The organism is Clostridium algidicarnis DSM 15099 (assembly GCF_002934235.1).
Taxonomy (GTDB): Bacteria; Bacillota; Clostridia; order Clostridiales; family Clostridiaceae; genus Clostridium_L; species Clostridium_L algidicarnis.
The window spans coordinates 156,571-175,531 of record NZ_PTIS01000001.1 but is presented as its reverse complement, the minus strand read 5'-3'; the positions used below and the strand labels follow the sequence as shown (position 1 = coordinate 175,531).

The window sequence follows — 18,961 nt, the reverse complement described above, 5'->3', positions numbered from 1 at the left end:
CCACCTCACGAAAAACTTAGTATTAAAGAACGTACAACTAAATACCATCCATCTACCATAACAAATAATAACAATTTAAAAGGCATAGATATAAGTACTGGTGGAAGCATAAACATTCCCATAGACATTAAAACACTTGCTACTACCATATCTATAACAATAAATGGAATGTATATCAAAAATCCTATTTGAAATGCAGTTTTAAGTTCACTTATAGCAAATGCAGGAACTACTACATATAGAGGAACATTTTCTTTTGTTACCTCTTCTCCCATTTTTCCTATTTCCATAAATAAGCTTAAATCCTTTTGTCTCGTTTGCTTAAGCATAAACTCTCTTAAAGGTTTTGCTCCTTCTTCAAAGGCCTTTTCTGTTGTTATCTTTTCCTCCATCAATGGCTTAAATGCAACCTCATTTATATCATTATATACAGGTGCCATTATAAATATAGTTAGGAATAAAGCAAGTCCAATTAAAACCTGATTAGGTATTGATTGTTGAGCTCCAAGAGCTCCTTTTAAAAATGAAAAACTTACTATTATTCTAGTAAAACTGGTCATCATTATAATAAATCCTGGAAGCATTGTGAGTATAGTAAGCATTATAAGCATTTTTATACTGCTTACATAATCACCATTTGAAGTTGCCCCATCTATATTAAAATTCATTTTTGGAATAGGTACAGTTGGAGCCGCGTTTGCTGACACTGAACCTATTGCAATCATTACTATAACCATAGCTAAAACTGTCATACAGGTCTTTTTTCTATTCATCCTTAAATCTTCCTTTTTTTATCCGTCTTTTAAACTTCTTTCTATATTCTTTAAATTGATCATCTGAAAGTTTTTTGTCTACTTCATATTTTAAAGCTTCCTCTTTGCTTAACACACCAATTTCTTTTATTTCTTTATTTGTTGAAGTCATTATGTGATATTCTTCTCCTATTTTAACTAAAATTATATTGCCTTCTTTACTTACATTTACCTTTTCTAAAACTTTTATGTACTTTCCATTTTGAATAGATTGAACTTTTCCTCCCCCAAACCTTAAAGATACGTAAACAAGAAATAAAATAAAGGGAAGGAATATCACGATTTGAATCATCATCTTTATAAATTCATAGTCCATTTATTCATCTTCCTTATTCCAAATTACTAAAACTCATATTAATCCTTATTGAACTAATAAATCACTAAAATATACATTTGTTAATTTACCATTGTTTAAAAGAGGGTTTAATCTATCTAAAATTTCTTTTTTAAGGTCTTCTGTTCCCTTTACTGTCACATCTGTAGATTTTTTATTTCTTAAAACGCTTATAACAGTATCTCGCATAATAGCCTTTTTTTCTAATAGTTCTTTTTCTAGTTTCTTATTTTTAGGTCCATATCCTACAGATACATTAACCTTTAAATATTTCTTGCCACCTTCATCGGATAAATTAACTAAAAATTCATCAAGAGAGTTAGTTATCTCTTCACCCTTCACCACAGCTACCTCTGCACTTGCAGTTTGCTTGTTTTTTGTCATAAAAAACATTCCTCCAAAAACAATCCCACCCAAAAGTACTAAGGTGAGTAATATTATTAAGATTATCTTTAGAGTATTTCCACCTTTTTTTTCTTTTAAATCTTTTTCACTCATTGCTTCTTCTCCTTATCTGTAGCTAGAATTAAAATATTAACTCTTCTATTTTTTGACCTATTATCATTGCTATCATTTGCTACCATAGGTTTATATTCGCCATATCCAGCAGCAGCAAATCTTGCGGGCTTTTGTCCCTTTGTTTCTACAAAATATCTAACCACATTTACTGCCCTAGCTGTAGAAAGTTCCCAGTTACTTTCATATTTAAATGTATTTATAGCAAGATTATCTGTATGACCTTCTACTACAATATGATTTGGAAATGTATCCATAAGATTATTTATTTTATCGAGTATAGACTTACTTTCCTCTCTTATATCAGCCTTTGCTGATTCAAAAAGGATATTATCCCTAAGTTGTATTATTACTCCTCTTTCATCTTGCTGTATATCCACTGTAGACGAAAGATTATTTTCATCTACAAACTCTTTAACTTTACTATACATATCAGCCTCTGCTTGAGGAAGATTATCCTTTTGAATAGATTCTCCTACAATAGGAACATCTCCATTATTCATATTAAATTCTAAGATTCCAACTCCTCCGCTTCCATTTAAAACACTTTGTAGAGCTGTAGAAATTTGTTTTAACTTTTCTTGATCCACTGAAGAAAAAGAATATAGCAATATAAAAAATGTAAGTAAAAGAGTTATAGTATCAGAATATGTAGCAATCCACTCATCTCCAGTTAACTCTTCAACTTTTGGACCATCCTTTTTTCTAGCCATCTATTGTCCCTCCCTGACCTGTAGAGCTAATTTTAGCATATTCCATTCTTTCCTTTGGTGATAGATATGTTATAAGCTTTTCCTCTACAATTCTAGGATTAACTCCAGATTGTATAGATAAAATGCCCTCTAGCATCATCTCTCTTGTGGCAACTTCCTTCCCACTTTTTAAACTTAGGTTTGCTGACATTGGATTAAAGAATAAATTAGCCATTACAGCTCCGTAATATGTAGTTATAAGAGCCTTTGCCATACCTGATGCTATAGCATTAGAGTCGGTTAAATTTGAAAGCATTTGTATAAGACCTATAAGTGTACCTATCATACCAAAAGCAGGTGCATATCCTCCCCAAGCTTTTAATATGTTTGCTCCTGTTATATGTCTTCTTTCCATTTCATCAATTTCAAGTTCCATTATATCTTTTATAGTTTCAGGTTCAATTCCATCTACTACCATTTGTAGACCCTTTTTTAAGAACGCATCTTCTAATTTAGAAATATCATCTTCTAAAGATAATAATCCCTCTTTTCTAGCCTTTCTTGATAAACTTCCAAATTGACTTACCATTTCCTGTTGTGAAAGGATAGGTTCCTTAAATGATTCTAACAAAACCTTTCCTAGCTTCTTAAATTCTGATATAGGATAGTTTATAAGTAAAGCGCAAAAGGACCCAAATACAGTAATTACAAGGGATGAAAAGTCCCAAAATATTTTAAGATTTGCGCCTCCTAAAGCCATCCCCCATACAAGCATTGCGGCCCCTACCACAACACCTATAAGAGTGAGCACATCCTGTTTTTTCATCTTTAGTTGCCTCCTACAAATTTAAATTAAATATCTTATTTTTATACTTTATAACTTTGTTTATAACTTCTTCCGGGGTTTCTAGAACTATATACTTTTTTCCATTTACCAAAGTAATCAAAGTTTCCGGAACTTCTTCTATTTTTTCAATCTGTTCGGCATTTAGTATAAATTCTTTTTGATTGAGGCCTACAAGTTTCACCATATTATACCCCTCCCTATAATTACAAGTTAAAAATTAGGAGTTAAAAGTAAAATTTCTTTTACAGTGTTTCATTAACAACTTTATAAGATTAATATTTACTTCTAACCCTTAACTATCTATCTTTTAAGATTTATTATATCTTGAAGTATTTCATCTCCTGTAGATATTGACTTACCATTAGCCTGAAATGATCTTGTTGCTACTATCATTTCTGTAAATTGCTCTGCAAGGTCTACATTTGACATTTCAAGTACACCTTGAAGCATATCGCCATAACCTGCTTCATTGCTAGGGTTTACATCATCTGGATTTTCTGATTTAGGTATTATTCCTGCTCTAATTATTGCATTACCTGAGTTTGGAGAACTCTTTAATAAGTTTCCTCCCATCTTTTCAAGGCCTGCAGGATTTTTAAATGACGCCATAGCTATTTGACCTATAACAGCCTTTGACCCACCTTCTAAGGTAGCCTTTATTAAACCATTTTTCTCAATAGAAAAGGATGTAATTCTTTTATCTTCAGTTCCTCCAGCAGTTGTTACTTTTATTGTTTCAGGTATTTTAAGTGTCCTTAAATCTCCACTAGCATGTAGCTTTTTAGAATCTGCGTCTACAAAATTCAAATCACCTGTGCCACCAACTGGCATACTTTCAGCATCAACATCTTCTGGCTTATCTTTGGCATCTGTACTACCAATTAAAGAATATCCAAGCACTCTAAGTCCATCTGAATTAAGAAGGTTTCCTTGGTGATCTGTGGTAAATGATCCATCCCTTGTAAACATAATATCTAATCCCTTAGTATCCGTTGGTAACTGAAAGTCTTTAGGATCAGCAGCATCATAAATTTTAATTCCATCTACAAATGTTGTTTCACCTCTAGCTACCATGAAGTATCCATCTCCATCTACTGCTACATCCAAATTTCTTGCTGTAGGCTGCATATTTCCTTGAGATACCACTGTATCTATTCCTGCAAGTTGCACTCCAAGTCCTACCTGCCTTGGGTTAACTCCTCCTAGATTCCTACTTGGTCCTGAAGCACTCCCCATATTTTGACTTATCATATCTTGAAATCTAACTCTTTGAGTCTTAAATCCTGTGGTTCCAGAGTTTGCTATATTATTTCCTATAACGTCTAACTTTACTTGATTTACCCTCATACCACTAATTCCTGAATACATGGATCTTATCATTTAATATACCTCACTTTTATTTAATATCCTTGTTTCAATATTTCCACAAGGAAAGGCCCCCTAAAATTAGGTCCAGCCTATAACATAACTACGCTATCTATATTAGTAAATACATTTTCTTTTGTTCTTTCTTTATCTACTACGGTTATTATTGTTCTGTTTTGTACACTTGTTACAAAAGCCATGTCTTTATATAATATTAAAGAATTTTTAGATCCCTTTTTTTCAGCTTTATTTATTCCTTCTTTAATATTTTCCATATCTATGTGATTTAAATTTAAATCCTTCATTCTTTCAGATGCATGATTAGAAATTTTTATGTCCTTTTGTATGTTTAATTCTAAAACTTCCTTAAAACTTTTAGAATCAGATAATTCTTTATTATTGCTAACCTTTTTAGCTACTTCTTTAGACTTATAGCTCTGCAAATCATCTATTAAATAAGGCTTTCCATTGATTATTCTATAACTCATTTTACTCCGATATCTTATTTATCTTAGTATAAGAATATTTTTTTATTTCGCCATCTTCAAGCCTTACAGTAACATTAATAAGTCCTTTTTCCCTAAACACTGAAGTAACTATTCCATTTATCTTTTCATCTTCTGTCTCACCTGTAAGCTCCACCTTTTTTCCAATAAGGGAAGAAGCATATAATAATGATGTATTTGAATTTATATTTTCTACATCAAGATTTGGTACATCTAGTATGGACATAACATCTCCAATTGCAAATTCTAAGATTTCGGTTTTATCACCTTTTCTAACTTCTACACCTAAAATTGTTTCTCCACGTCTGTTTTCTGTACCTCTTACTATTCCGGTATAAGGCTTTCCATCATCATCAGCATAATTTAAGGTTACACCCTTACCAATAAGCGAACTCGCTGCCATACTAGATGTAGTGTTATTTAAGTTGGCCATTTGTTCTAATGATGCAAATTGAGCCATTTGAGCTATATATGCTGTAGTATCGCCTGTATTAGATGGGTCTTGATTTGATAGCTGTGCCGCTAATATCTTTAAAAATGAATTTTTATCAAGTCCTCCCCCATTTTTAACTATCTTTGTCCTTCTATCCGTATAATTATCAGTAACTACACCATCTTTTAAATTAAATTCAGTAGGCCTATTTATTCCTGACATTTAACTCCTCCTTTAAAATCATTTAAGCTAACATATTAATCTTACCATTCTCTATAATTTCTTTATCATTGTCCTTTATCATTGCGTCTTCAGCCTTAGTTACATTTTTAGGCTTTCCACCATTATTAGATTGTCGTTTCTCAAATTCACTTTCAAAAAAGCCCTGTGGTAAATTTGAATAAGACATAAAATCTTCTGTAGAAATACCTACTTGAATTTCATTTACTTTTAAATTCATTTCAAGCATGCCGTTTTTAAGATCCTTTAAATTAGAATTTAATAAGCTATAAGTTTCTTTGCTACTAGCCATTATTTTAGCCTTCATACCATCTGATTCTTGTACTAGCGTTATAATAACTTGTCCAAGTTCCTTTGGATTAATTTTAACTGTAAGTTCTTTTACATTGTTTATCTCCATAAATCTTACAGATTTAATCACATCAGAAACCATGGTTTCCTTTGTAGCTACTATATTTTCAGTTCCATTAGCTTCTAATATTTCTCCATTATTCATAAGACTTTTATTTATCATAAAGGTTTTAGTAAAGTCTTTTTCAACCTTCTTTTCTCCTATTAAACTCTTTAACAGGTTTAACTCTTTATCTTCTTCATTGCCACTAGTTAAAAAAGGACTTTTATTATCTGAATCTAGTGACGTTTCTACTTTATTTGTTTTTAAGGATAAAGTAGTTTGTTTATTTTCAGATTCTCCCTCTAGGTTTGATTCTAAAGCTTCTGTCTCATGAGACTTTCTATTTAATGAAAGATCATATATTTTATTTATTATATCCTTAATATTGCTATTTTCCTTAGGTTCCTTTTCAATATTAATAATATTTACCTCATCATTAACTTTTAAGTTATTTACCTCACTTTTCAAAGCCTCTAATTCCTGGCCCTTTAAAGGTTCTAATTCTTCCCCTAGCATTTCATTTAATAAGCTTTCAATATCATTTAATGAGGGATTTATATCTTTTGAGTCACCTTCATTAAAATTAAATATTATTTTATCTAAGCTCTCCTTAATTTCCGGCTCCTCTTCAACAATTTTAGTCAAATCTAAATCATTATCTTTTAGCAATGCAAAAAGCCCCATAAAGAATGGTGATTTATCCATTGAACCTTTAGTTTCTTCATAAGTTTCAGCTTCTTCTAAATCACATATGTCTTCTTTTGGGGGATAATTATCCTTTTTTATTATATTTGTGGAATCACTACCTGCTTTATCTTTTAACGCATTTGTAGATTCTTTTTTATTATCTTTAGATAATAAAGCAAGATTTTCTGTAAAAGATTTGTCTTCTAAATTTTTAGGCTTAGGGTAATTAGTTTTAGCATAATCATAAGTATTACTAGGCCTTATTCCTTGCATCATATATCTCACCTCCCTTCACGATTTCTCATATACCCATATAAGGCAAACTCATCATTTTGTACTTGTTCTACATGTTTTTCTATATCTAAAAACTCTGTTTTCTTTTTATCTTTTAATATTTCTACAGTCTTTCTATCTATCTGTTTTTCTTTTAGCTCTTCTCGTTTTTTGTCTAGTACAATTATCTTTTTATTAAGCTCAATAGTTTTCTCATCTATAGATGTATTTAATGCATAAAGATAATTTCTTCTTATCTTTTGTTGTACAACATCTTCCTTAACAGTTACAGAATTATATCTACTATAATTTTGTTTCATATTATTTAGAGAATTTTCTACCTTATCCTTTTGACCCTGTGCTTCTTTGAAATTCCGTTTGCTTTCTTCTTCTTTTTCTGTCCGTATATCTAAAAGTTTTTGAAGTCTAAAGTTAAATAATGCCAATGCTTAATCTCCTCTCTATTGTTGCATTTTAAAGCCTTCATCTAATTAAACATGCTAAGTAACCTTTCAATACTATAATCAAATTCCACCTGCTCATTTATTCCTTGCATAAGATATGCATTTAATGCTTCATTATATTTTATAGCAGTATCAACCTTTTTATTGCTACCTTTAACATAGGCTCCTATACTTATAAGATCCTCTGAATCTTTATATGTAGCTAAAAGATCTCTTGCAAAGGAAGCTAGCTTTTTATGCTCCTTTGATGCAACTTCTGGCATAAGTCTACTTATACTATTTAATATATCAATAGCTGGATAATGGTTTTTGTGGGCTAAAGATCTAGATAAAACTATATGTCCATCTAATATTCCTCTAACAGCATCGGCTATAGGCTCATTAAAGTCATCCCCATCAACTAAAACAGTATAAAAGGCAGTTATAGATCCTTTGTCTGACATTCCTGACCTTTCCATAAGCCTTGGTAACATGGCAAATACCGATGGTGTATATCCTTTTGTTGCCGGGGGCTCACCAATAGCAAGTCCTACTTCTCTTTGAGCCATAGCAAATCTAGTAACAGAATCCATCATAAGAATAACCTTTTTACCTTGGTCTCTAAAGTATTCTGCAATAGCTGTTGCTGTAAAGGCTCCTTTAATTCTAACAAGAGCTGGCTTATCAGAGGTTGCACAAATTATTATGGACTTTTTCATTCCTTCTTCACCTAAGTCTTTTTCTATAAAGTCTAAAACTTCTCTACCTCTTTCACCTATAAGTGCAATAACATTTACATCAGCCTTTGCATACTTAGCTATCATTCCAAGTGTTGTACTTTTACCAACCCCTGATCCTGCAAATATACCTATTCTTTGTCCTTCACCGCAGGTCAAAAAACCGTCTATCGCTCTTACCCCTGTAGGTAATACATCTTTTATCCTTCTTCTCTTTAAAGGGTCTGGTGGTTCTTTATCTAATTCGTATTGTTCACCTCTTATTATTTCTTCACCATCTAAAGGCCTTCCAAGTCCATCTAGCACTTTTCCAAATAAATCATTACTACAATTAACACTAAGAGGTCTTCCTTCTGGAACCACCTTACAACCTGGTGAAATACCTATAAGTTCTCCTAAAGGCATAAGGATAACATTATTATCTTTAAATCCCACAGCCTCGCAGGAGATAGCTGTATTTCTTTCATTATATATAGTACAAAGTTCTCCAACAAAAGCCTTTATACCTTGTACTTCTATAGTAAGTCCTATAACTTTTTTTACTCTTCCTTCTGAATAAAAGGTATCACAATTTTTAACTCTATTTTTTATTTTATCAAAATCTATTTCAAGCATATTATCCCCTTATTTTAAAAGTTAATAAAGACTTTTTTTGATATTTTCAAGACCAATATCTATTCCTACTGTAATACTACCATTATCTTTTTCTATAACTGCATTACCTTCACCTAGAGAATCGTCTTTTATTACAAATATATCCCCTTTAAAAGCAGATTCATCTTTCCACTTCACTATATTTTCTCTTATATGGTCTACGTATCCTTCTTCACACCTTATTATAAAAGATTTATTATCCCTATGTTCTTTTAAAATCTTTAATATAATATCATCTAAACCATCTTCTTTAATTATCTCTTTTTTCAATATAGTTTTGGCTATTTCATAGGATAAATTTAAAATCTCATCCTTTTTTTCCTTAAGATAGCTTTCAAAGTTATCTCTAGCACTTTTAGCTGTTTCACTTGCTTTATATCTACTTTCCTCTAATATAGAATCTGCCTCCTTTAAAGCCTTTTCTATATGTGCTTCATAAGAGTCAGCATATCCCTTTTCGTAGCCTTCCTTATAGGCTTTTTCATAGGCATCTTTTTCTATAATAATAGCATCTTCATAAGCACTCTCAAGTATTTTTTCTCTTTGTTTTTTTGCTTTTTCCATAATAGACTTGCCAATAATCTCATAACTATATAAATTATTATCATCAAAGCCCTCTGATATTTGTTTTTCATTATTCCCTATATCATGTACAGTATCTATTAATTTTTCCCCTGTATCTTTTACTTCTTTCCCTTTAATAACCTTATAAAACGATGGCATCTTCTCCACCTCTTGCTATAACTATTTCACCGGATTCATCTAGTCTTCTTATTACAGCAACAATTTTTTGCTGAGACTTTTCAACATCCATAAGTCTTACAGGTCCAAGGAATTCCATGTCTTCTTTAAGTGAAGCTGCTGCTCTTTTAGATTGATTCTTAAATATAGCTTCTGATACTTCTTCAGAGCATCCCTTAAGAGCTAAAGCTAAATCTTTTACTTCCACTTCTCTTAAAATTCTTTGTATAGATACATCTCCAAGGGATATAATATCTTCGAATATAAACATAGATTCCTTCACCTTTTCTGCAAGTTCTGGATCTTCTCTCTCTAAGTTTTCTGTAATATTCTTTTCTGTAGTTCTATCAACCTGGTTAAGTATATCTACAAGTGTTGGTACTCCTCCTATTATTGTCATATCAGACCTCACTACAGAAGACAGCTTGCTATCAAGCACCTTTTCTATCTCCTTTATGACCATTGGTGAAGTATTACTCATAGTTGCAACTCTATAGGCTACCTCAGCTTGAATATCTTCTGGTAATGAAGATAAAAGCTGTCCTGCCTTATCTGATTGAAGGTAACAAAGTATTAAAGCAATAGTTTGTGGATGCTCATTTGATATTACACTCATTAATTGGTGAGCATCTGCCTTTCTTGCAATAGAAAAGGGTCTATATTGTTGTGTAGCTTCTGTTACCTTATCTAATATTTCCTTAGCTCTTTGTGGTCCAAGTGCTCTTCCTAAAAGGTTTCTTGCATATTCCATACCACCTTCTAAAAGATAATCTCTTGCCTTATTCATCTCTATAAATTCTTGAAGTATATCCTGTCTTTGGGTTTGTTTTACTGTGGTTATATTTGCTATTTCATAGGTTATCTTTTGTATTTCCGCCTCTGGAAGTCTCTTTATTATACCAGCTGAAGCCTCGGGCCCTAGAGTAATAAAAAGTATAGCCGCCTTTTGCACACCTGTAAGTTTGTCATTATCCTTTGGCACTCATATCACCTCTCATCCTCTGAAATCCAGGACTTAACTATATCAATAACTTGATCTGGTTTTTCACTGGCATATTTTTTAATTTCTTTTTCTATATGATTACTTTCACTGTTAGATTCAAATTCTATAGGTGCAAATTCTACTTTTTCTTTAGGTTCTATATTATCCCCAATAATCACATCTAACCCTTCTAACTCGTCTTCTATATCTTCTTCTTTTCTTTTTCTAAGTATAACTAAAACTATTATAATTGCTAAAAGTGAAACTAAAGCAATACCTATGTTTCTATAAAGCTTTCTCTTGTTTTCTGCTTCAGCTTGCTTTTGCATATCTTCTATTTCTTTTTTTGCATTATCTTTTAATGTAGGATCAAAGGTCATTCCTACAACACTTACCTCATCTCCTCTATCAGCCTTATAACCAATCGCATTAGAAACTAAAGATTTGATGCTTTCTTCCATTCTTTCATCCAAGTTTCCATCAACAACAACAGAAGCTGTTAATCTTTTCACCTCTCCTGGTGCTGCTATAACTTTCCTTTCTGTTTTTCCTAGTTCATAGTTTGTATTCAATTCTTCTTTGGTAGTTGAAACATTACCATTATTATTTGCAATAGTATTATTCATATTATTATCAACTGGGCTTTGAGCTACTCGCTCTTCGCCACCATTACTTGTTTCCTTTAATGAAGATTCACTTACTGGAACCTTTTCAGGATCTATTACTATTTTGTTTTCCTCTACAGCATCGAAATCAAGATCTGAGTTAACTTTCACTTTAACCCTATCCCTTCCAATAACTGTTTCTAACATATCTAAAACTGAATTTTCAAGCTTTGTTTCATAATCTATTTCTGCTTGTTTATGTTTATCTAAAGCTGCTATAGACATAGCGTTATCATCATATATATCCTTAGATAATAGATTCATTTTATCATCTATAACCTCAACACTCTCTTTAGGAATGTTTTGAGCTGCTCCTGAAATTAATGCTACTATAGACTTTACCTGTTCTTCGTCAATCTTTTCGCCTTGATTAAGTTCTAAATAAACCGATGACTTTCCAGGCTTTGCATCCTTTACAAAAACAGAGTCTTTAGCAGGGGTTAAATGCACCCTTGCATTTTTAACCTGTGGAAAACTTTTTATAGTTTTTTCTATTTCTCCTTGTAACATTCTTTGCTTTTTAACTGAAAATTCTTCATCTGTCATACCAAATGAATTTCCATCATCTAGAAGTTCATATCCTTTACTACCATTTGAAATTTCTGTAGCAAGCTCTAGTCTAAGTTCATCCACCATTTCTTTTGGTACATAAATAGAATTTCCCCTAACTTCTACCTTAACCTTTTTCTCTTTAATCTTTTCAGTTACTACTTTTGCATCAGCTGGATCTAAATTTGAAAATAAAACCCCATATTTATTAGATTTCATATATGTACTTAAAAATATAATAGCAATAATAAAAGCTATCAAAGATATCCCTAAAGCAATTTTCGTACCAAGCTTCATGCTTTTAAGCTTATCTCGCATATTCCTTAAGCCTTCCTTAAGCTTCTCCATTACCCGCACTCCTCACTAGCTTATAACTGCATCCTATTTATTTCTTGATAAGCTTCTACAAGCTTATTTCTAACTTGTACTGCCATCTGCAAAGATAGCTTGGCCTCTTCTGTTGCTAACATTACCTTATGTACATCCATTTGTTCACCCTTTATAAGGCTTTCCATATTTGAATCTGCTAAAACCTGTTTATCATTAACACTATTCATACCTTGTTTTAAAACATCTAAAAAGTTTTCTTGTTTTTCTTGCTTTTCCTTATTATTTATCTTCATATTATCAAAAATGCTACTATCTGGCACAAATCCATTAACTTTCATATTAATCCCCCTATCTACCAATTTCTAATGCTTTAGAGTACATACTCTTCATAGCATTCAAAGTATCTACATTAGCTTCATATGAACGTGACGCCGCTATAACATCAGCCATTTCATTTAATACATTAACATTTGGCATGGTTACATAACCCTGCTCATCTGCGTCAGGGTGGCTTGGTTCATAAACCTTTCTAAGGTCACTTTGGTCTTCTGATATGCCTACGGCTTTAACCCCCATAAGCTTTTCACCTTTATTATCTGTTTTGTTAAGTTCTTTTTGAATATTACTTTGAAACACAGCCACCTTTCTTATGTAAGGTTTACCATCTGCTCCTCTAGTAGTTTTAGCATTAGCAATATTAGATGCAATGGTATCCATCCTAAGTCTTTCAGCTGAAAGCCCACTAGCACTTATTCTCATGGAATCAAAAGTACTCATAATTATCTCCCCCCTCCTGTTATAACGTATCTTAAGTTAGAGAGTTTACTATTAGCTTGAGATACTAATGTATTATACATTAAAGTATTGGCTGCTTGATTAACCTTTTCATTTTCAATATCTACATTATTTCCATCTTCCCTCATGCTAGAGCTTTGATCTTGAACTACTTCAATGTCTCCATAATTTCGTCCATTATTTATGTGTTTTTCATGTGTTGTCTTAAGTTTAAACTCATTAAAGCTTTCATTTAATGTTTCTTCAAATTTTACTTGATATTTTTTATAACCTTTAGTATTTATATTTGCTATGTTATTTGCTATGGTCTTTCCCCTTATGGAAGAAGCGTCTAAAGATTTTTTTAGCATATTATAAGATCTTTCTTCCGGTATTAAAGAACTTTTCATAAACCCCAACTCCTAGCCAACATTATTATTTACAATATACAACATATTATATCAAACTTATACATAGAATAATATATAAATAAAATTTAAAGTTATATTTATATTTCAAAAATAATATTTAACACAAACTTCCTTAATATTTATTTTAAAATATATTATTTATTTCTGTTATCAATATTATTGTTTAAATTATAATATAAATTAAGTTTGTATTATAATTTGATTCTATAGTGAGTTATTACACTCTAAATAGTAATTATAATTGTTTTTTAAAATAGTGCTATACATAATGTAGCAAATTTTTACAAGATAGTCAAATAAATTTTAAATTATATAAAAAAAAGATGTAATGGATTTCACCCTATTTACATCTTACTTTTTTATTCATCTAAATATATAATTTTCATTGTAGTTCCATTTATCCCATGGCTACCATCCGTAATTTATTTTAGTCTTTCTAATACCCTAAGCACATCTTGAGGCATCCTATTAGTTTGCACCATCATGGCATTTCCAGCCTCCACTAAAAGATTATGCTTTGCTAAATGCATCATTTCCTCGGCAATATCCACATCACCGATATTACTATCAGCACCTTCCATAACTAAAGAGTTTTGCCCTTGAATATCATATAGGGATTCCATTCTATTTTGAATAGCTCCATACTTACTTCTTATAGATAAAACCTTATCTATAGATCCGTCAATTATACCTAATGCCTCATCTATTTTACCTTCATTTACCTTTATGTCTTTAAGGGATAATGTGCCTTCCTTATTAGTTAAATTTCCAGAAGTTAAATTATTCGCAGGTATAACTAATGTATCACCTACATTTGCACCAGAAGCCATTTTTATATGATCAGGTTCTGTGCCTGTTTTAGCTAAAAGCTTGACCCCGTTAAATTCTGTGTTATTAGCTATATCATCTATAGATTTTAACATTTGTTCTATTTCTTTTTGTATTACAGCTCTATCATCTTCTATTTTTGCCCCTCCGCAGCTAATAGTAAGCTCTCTTACTCTATTTAAAGCCATAGTTATGTTATCTAATCCACTTTCTACTGTTTGAAGCATACTTATACCATCTTGCATATTTCTTTGAGACATTTGAAGTCCTCTAAGCTGCATTCTTATCTGTTCTCTTTGACCCATACCAGCAGGATTATCCATAGCCTTTCCAATTTTATCTCCGCTAGATACATTGGACATAGATTTACTTTGAGCGCCTACATTTTTCGTGTAATTTCTATAAACATTTAAAGACATAAGATTATGACTAAGTCTCATATAATCAACTCCATCTTTGTTATATTATCATCTAAGCATCTTCAACTATGTTTTTTCAAGATGCATTACTTCTTAATTATCGTAAGCCTTTTCAAAAACCTTAGTCTGATAAATTAGATCAAGAATTTTTAATTTTTATAAAGTGATTCAGAGAAACAACTTATTAATGCCTTTTATACTAAATAGGATGAATTGTTTATTTTAGAGTGGAAAAAAGATGGTTTGTCAAATGCAGAGATTGAAGAAAACTTAATAGTTCTTATTGAGGGTGGGTTGATAAAATAAGGAGAATGGAAAAATAAACATAGAGTGTATTTAGTTTAAGCCACCTTCAAATATTTCAATATATTATACTTGTCATATATTCTAACTTTAACTGAGATTTAAACCTTCTTTTCATATACATCTATGTTTATCTTAATATCTACTACAATATTGTTTATCTTTTCTACCATCTGAGTAAAGGCTTATTTATTAGTATTCATTTTTAGATTTATGTCTTACAGGCATCTTAAATATTTTAAAAACACAGTCTGAAATACAAAGTTTTACAAATTTTTTTTTACTAAAACAACACTAAAAACGATATTACAAATTATTACAATCTGATATCAATTTAGCCCTATAATAAAAGTTTTCGCTATTAACCAATTCAATAACATTAGCTCTTATAGTTTTTCTCCATAGTGCTCTTTCATCTGTAATATACTTCAATTCATTATTTGAATCATTATTTTTCTTTTGTATCATTGCCGTAACTAATGATCCAAGAAATGTAGATCCTAAAATTATACCTGTTGCTCTAACTCTTTTTCTTTAAAGGTAACTCCGTCTCCTTGCGTCCATGGAGTAAGCGACCATCACCAGCTGTTCCTAATGTTGAAGCTGGTGTTGCAGTTAAAGTAACTTTTAATCCTATCGAATTGCCTGAAGTAGATGTTAATGTTCTACCTGATCCTTGTGCTGCAGCTAAATTTTTTAATGTATCATCTTGCTTTCCTGCTACAGAGTTAAATGTTACATTAGTTCCATTAATATTTACAGTTTTTGCTGTACTATCCAGTACGTCACCATCAATTAAAGCAACATTATTATTTGTTCCGTAAACAACTTTGTTACCAGAATCACCATTTAATAGCTTCTTAGTGTTAAATTCAGTGGTATTAGCTCTTCTATGAATTTCTTGTGTTAATTGGCTAACTTCTTTTTGTATTTCGCCTCTATCTACTGTAGTATTTGTATCATTAGCAGATTGAAAACTTAATTCTCTCATTCTTTGTAATATTGAGTGAGTTTCATTTAAAGCACCTTCAGCTGTTTAAATAAGCGATATAAAATCTTGAGCATTTCTTCCTGCTTGGTCAAGTCCTCTGATTTGTCCTCTCATTTTTTCTGAGATTGCAAGGCCTGCTGCGTCATCTCCAGCTCTGTTTATTCTAAGACCTGAAGAAAGTTTTTCCATAGCCTTTCCTGCTACTGAAGTATTACCCATCATATTTCTGTGAGCATTCATTGCGTTCATGTTGTGATTAATTATAATAATATATTCCTCCTTGAATTTTGAGATTTAGACATCCATGTCTTTTTTTAGGTAAATTATTTTTATCCGATGGCTACCATCCGTAACACCCCTATCCTCTTCAAGGTGGGGGATGACGGCTGCTACGCCCCTGGATAAGTTCTTCTAAGACTCAGATGGAGAGATGTATTCCTTATAAGTAAACTCCACGTGAGTCTAAGAGTCACTTGATAACTTAGTCTTAATATATACTTCAGACTGTTTTTATAATGCTTTATAGCTTTTTTGAAATTATTTTAAATCTTTTTATTAAAATATATAGAATCTACACTAAATCTTTTATTATAGCTTTTAGAAGCGCTTTTTAATTCTACTAGCTTATCTATTTCTTCTTTAACTTCACTCTTTTTTTCATTTAGCATAGTGGATAATTTACTTTGAAGAGGTATTATATTTAGATTAGTACATAAATCTTTAAATATTTCATTATCGTACTCCTGAGATTCAATATGATTTATTAAATCCTGCCTTTTTTCTAGTAAAGGGTCTAACTTATCAATATTATCTTCTTCTAAAGCTTTTATTAAATCTAAAGTTGCATCTTTATATTCTATAAGGTGGGACTTTAATATTTTCACCTCTTTTATATTCATATATTAACTTTGTCCCCCTCCAAATTGTTGCATAAGCCATGCACTTTGTGAGTTCATTTTGTTCATGGCCTTTTCTAGTGCTGCAAACTTTCTGTAATATCCATTTTCTCTATCAAAAAGCTTTTTTTCCATCTCTCCTATACGTTTATCTCTATCTAACATATCCTTACTAAGAGTATTATTTACCTCTGAAAAGTCCCCTTTTATTCCTGCTTTTTCTATAAGTAATCCTTTTTTACCGTTACTATTCCTTGTAGTTCTTGTATAGTCTAAAAGTATATCATTAACTCTTTGAAATATTCCTTCTTCATTCCATCTAGCTTCTCTATCATTAGATGACATATCTGGGTCATAATATTTTACTGTATCTGATTGTTTTGTCAAAAGTTTTATTACCTTTTCTGGATTGTTTTCTAATGCTTCTTTTAATTTTGTCTCATTTATTTCAAGCTTACCTCTTTTAGTAGTATCACTTACTGTAGATATACCTAAGTCTGTTATGGATATACCTGCTTCTTTTACTCCGTCATAAAATGAGCTTCTAAGCTTTGATAGCATATCTTCAAGATTACTATCACCTTTTAAAAGACCTTGCTTTGCTTTATCTTCCCACTTTTTAATTTCCTCTTCTTTCATTCCACTTTTTTGTTCTTCTGTAAGAGGTAAAAATTTATATTGCTTTTTCTCTGAAATTTGATTATTTATTTTTTCTATAACTTCATTATACTTTTCTACAAAGCCTTTTATCTTTTCTAGAGGCTTATCTACATCTTTTTTTATAGAAATATTATTAGATCCTTTTGAAACTAATGAATATTTTATATTATCTATTACAAAGGCATTAGTTTCTTTACTAACTTCTACAAAATTCTCCATGCCAGGGGCCTTAATCTTAGCCTGTGAATTTTCACCTTTAACTATATTATCTGAGACTGTTCCATCTTCTCTATTATCCATTGCCAGTAATTTCTTTAGGCTATCATCAATACTTAAAACTGAATTTTCTCCTGTTTTCACTGTTTCGAATTTAAAGCTTTGGGTAAGCTCGCTAAAGGATAACTTAACATTTCCCTTTGTTTCACTTTTTACTAAGTCCACAAGCTTATCTATTGTCATGTTTTCATCAACTTTTATAGTGTAGTTTTCTGAACTATTAATAGTAGTCCCATCTAATGCAATACCTTCTTTACCATAGGATATTTTAAACTCACTATTTCCAATTCCAATTTCCGAAACTTTTGTATCTCTTTTTAATATTACTTTGGACTTGAATGCATCCTTTCGACTTTCAAAGCCTGCACCCTTTGCAAGTTTTATTACCTCTACCTCATAATTACCCGCCTCTGCTCCAGCTAAGGCTTCTATATCCACACCAGGATTTTCACCAGCTATTTTATTTGATATTGTAGCCTTGTATCCAGTAAATGTATTAGGAGATAAAAGGTAGGTGTCTGTTTTAAGCACATCAAAATAATTTTTCTTGAATTTATTTATATCCGATAGTGTATCTCTATAAATTTCTTGTCTCCACTGTGTTATTTGCCTATCTTGCTTCATCTTATCCATTCTCATTTGATAAGGTTTCATCATGTTTTTAACCATGGTATCTGTATCCATACCAGTGGCAAGACCTGTAATTCTATTTGGACTTATATTCATACAATCCCTCCTAGTTCTTTTAAAATTATTAATTATCCATTAAATAATTTTGGTTTTTAGCTATTTGTTTTAGAAATCTTATAAGCCTCTTCCCAGGTGTTTCGTACATCTTCTATTAGTGGTATAATTTCATCCATTATATTTATGTCTTTTTTCATATTAGCAACAACTAATCTATCTACTATAAATTCATATACTTTTAAAAGGCTTTCTGCCCACTGCCCGCCTTTTGATACATCTAAGCTATTTATTAATTCATAAAATATATTTTGAGTTTTTATTATGTTTTCGTGAGCTTTTTTTATATCTTTATCTTCTATAGCTTGTCTTCCCATTTTTGAAAATTTTACAGCACCATCTAAAAGCATGAGCAAAAGTTGCTCTTTAGAGGCAAAGTTAACGCTATTATTTTTATACACATTATAAGCATTATTCCCTTGCATTTTATCTATTCCCC

General features: G+C 31.2%; 23 protein-coding genes and 1 pseudogene. All 24 read right to left on the bottom strand.

The annotated features are described in order from the left end of the window. Positions 1-5: 5 nt before the first annotated feature. Positions 6-773: a flagellar type III secretion system pore protein FliP gene (gene fliP / locus BD821_RS00845; RefSeq protein WP_104408896.1), complete on the bottom strand. Its 768-nt coding sequence runs from the start codon at positions 771-773 to the stop codon at positions 6-8. Continuing rightward, on the bottom strand, positions 766-1,128 hold the full coding sequence (locus BD821_RS00840; protein WP_104408895.1) for a flagellar biosynthetic protein FliO: 363 nt from the start codon (positions 1,126-1,128) through the stop codon (positions 766-768). Before BD821_RS00840 ends, fliP begins: the two co-directional genes overlap by 8 nt. Before the next feature lie 45 nt (positions 1,129-1,173). After that, complete coding sequence (locus BD821_RS00835; RefSeq protein ID WP_104408894.1) at positions 1,174-1,644, bottom strand: flagellar basal body-associated FliL family protein; 471 nt, start codon at positions 1,642-1,644, stop codon at positions 1,174-1,176. Continuing rightward, positions 1,641-2,375 carry an OmpA family protein gene (locus BD821_RS00830; protein ID WP_029453465.1) on the bottom strand — a complete coding sequence of 245 codons (735 nt, stop codon included), beginning with the start codon at positions 2,373-2,375 and terminating at the stop codon, positions 1,641-1,643. Before BD821_RS00830 ends, BD821_RS00835 begins: the two co-directional genes overlap by 4 nt. Continuing rightward, on the bottom strand, positions 2,368-3,180 hold the full coding sequence (locus BD821_RS00825; protein ID WP_029453466.1) for a motility protein A: 813 nt from the start codon (positions 3,178-3,180) through the stop codon (positions 2,368-2,370). The genes BD821_RS00830 and BD821_RS00825 overlap by 8 nt, the downstream gene beginning before the upstream one ends. 13 nt (positions 3,181-3,193) lie before the next feature. Next, positions 3,194-3,385: a flagellar FlbD family protein gene (locus tag BD821_RS00820; protein WP_029453467.1), complete on the bottom strand. Its 192-nt coding sequence runs from the start codon at positions 3,383-3,385 to the stop codon at positions 3,194-3,196. Positions 3,386-3,501: 116 nt separating this feature from the next. Beyond that, complete coding sequence (locus BD821_RS00815) at positions 3,502-4,581, bottom strand: flagellar hook-basal body complex protein (RefSeq protein WP_104408893.1); 1,080 nt, start codon at positions 4,579-4,581, stop codon at positions 3,502-3,504. Positions 4,582-4,658: 77 nt separating this feature from the next. Beyond that, entirely contained in the window at positions 4,659-5,054 is a 396-nt protein-coding gene (locus tag BD821_RS00810; protein WP_104408892.1) for a TIGR02530 family flagellar biosynthesis protein, read from the bottom strand. A 1-nt stretch (position 5,055) separates the two neighbouring features. After that, positions 5,056-5,727, bottom strand: coding sequence for a flagellar hook assembly protein FlgD (locus BD821_RS00805; RefSeq protein WP_104408891.1), 672 nt, complete (start codon positions 5,725-5,727; stop codon positions 5,056-5,058). Positions 5,728-5,749: 22 nt separating this feature from the next. Continuing rightward, positions 5,750-7,102, bottom strand: coding sequence for a flagellar hook-length control protein FliK (locus tag BD821_RS00800; RefSeq protein WP_104408890.1), 1,353 nt, complete (start codon positions 7,100-7,102; stop codon positions 5,750-5,752). 5 nt (positions 7,103-7,107) lie between these two features. Then, positions 7,108-7,545, bottom strand: a complete 438-nt coding sequence (gene fliJ, locus BD821_RS00795; protein WP_104408889.1) for a flagellar export protein FliJ — start codon at positions 7,543-7,545, stop codon at positions 7,108-7,110. Between the two features lie 41 nt (positions 7,546-7,586). After that, entirely contained in the window at positions 7,587-8,894 is a 1,308-nt protein-coding gene (gene fliI, locus BD821_RS00790) for a flagellar protein export ATPase FliI (RefSeq protein WP_104408888.1), read from the bottom strand. 21 nt (positions 8,895-8,915) lie between these two features. Further along, entirely contained in the window at positions 8,916-9,656 is a 741-nt protein-coding gene (locus BD821_RS00785; protein WP_104408887.1) for a FliH/SctL family protein, read from the bottom strand. Next, positions 9,640-10,656 (bottom strand): flagellar motor switch protein FliG, encoded by a 1,017-nt coding sequence (gene fliG / locus BD821_RS00780; RefSeq protein WP_029453475.1) that lies wholly within the window; start codon positions 10,654-10,656, stop codon positions 9,640-9,642. The genes BD821_RS00785 and fliG overlap by 17 nt, the downstream gene beginning before the upstream one ends. Positions 10,657-10,661: 5 nt before the next feature. Then, positions 10,662-12,218: a flagellar basal-body MS-ring/collar protein FliF gene (fliF, locus tag BD821_RS00775; protein WP_104408886.1), complete on the bottom strand. Its 1,557-nt coding sequence runs from the start codon at positions 12,216-12,218 to the stop codon at positions 10,662-10,664. A gap of 20 nt (positions 12,219-12,238) precedes the next feature. Next, positions 12,239-12,538: a flagellar hook-basal body complex protein FliE gene (gene fliE, locus BD821_RS00770; protein WP_104408885.1), complete on the bottom strand. Its 300-nt coding sequence runs from the start codon at positions 12,536-12,538 to the stop codon at positions 12,239-12,241. Positions 12,539-12,548: 10 nt separating this feature from the next. After that, a complete protein-coding gene (gene flgC / locus BD821_RS00765; protein WP_104408884.1) occupies positions 12,549-12,977 on the bottom strand; it encodes a flagellar basal body rod protein FlgC in 429 nt (142 codons plus the stop codon). 2 nt (positions 12,978-12,979) lie between these two features. Further along, complete coding sequence (gene flgB / locus BD821_RS00760; protein WP_035794453.1) at positions 12,980-13,384, bottom strand: flagellar basal body rod protein FlgB; 405 nt, start codon at positions 13,382-13,384, stop codon at positions 12,980-12,982. A gap of 443 nt (positions 13,385-13,827) precedes the next feature. Then, entirely contained in the window at positions 13,828-14,673 is an 846-nt protein-coding gene (locus BD821_RS00755; protein ID WP_104408883.1) for a flagellin N-terminal helical domain-containing protein, read from the bottom strand. 588 nt (positions 14,674-15,261) lie between these two features. Beyond that, positions 15,262-15,423: a hypothetical protein gene (locus BD821_RS13355; protein WP_169993876.1), complete on the bottom strand. Its 162-nt coding sequence runs from the start codon at positions 15,421-15,423 to the stop codon at positions 15,262-15,264. 369 nt (positions 15,424-15,792) lie between these two features. Then, a pseudogene (locus BD821_RS00750) lies at positions 15,793-16,213 on the bottom strand (flagellin N-terminal helical domain-containing protein); the annotation flags it as partial. A gap of 275 nt (positions 16,214-16,488) precedes the next feature. Next, on the bottom strand, positions 16,489-16,845 hold the full coding sequence (fliT, locus tag BD821_RS00745; protein ID WP_104408882.1) for a flagellar protein FliT: 357 nt from the start codon (positions 16,843-16,845) through the stop codon (positions 16,489-16,491). A 3-nt stretch (positions 16,846-16,848) separates the two neighbouring features. After that, complete coding sequence (gene fliD / locus BD821_RS00740) at positions 16,849-18,504, bottom strand: flagellar filament capping protein FliD (protein WP_104408881.1); 1,656 nt, start codon at positions 18,502-18,504, stop codon at positions 16,849-16,851. A gap of 56 nt (positions 18,505-18,560) precedes the next feature. Beyond that, positions 18,561-18,947 (bottom strand): flagellar export chaperone FliS, encoded by a 387-nt coding sequence (gene fliS, locus BD821_RS00735; RefSeq protein ID WP_104408880.1) that lies wholly within the window; start codon positions 18,945-18,947, stop codon positions 18,561-18,563. Positions 18,948-18,961: the final 14 nt, after the last annotated feature.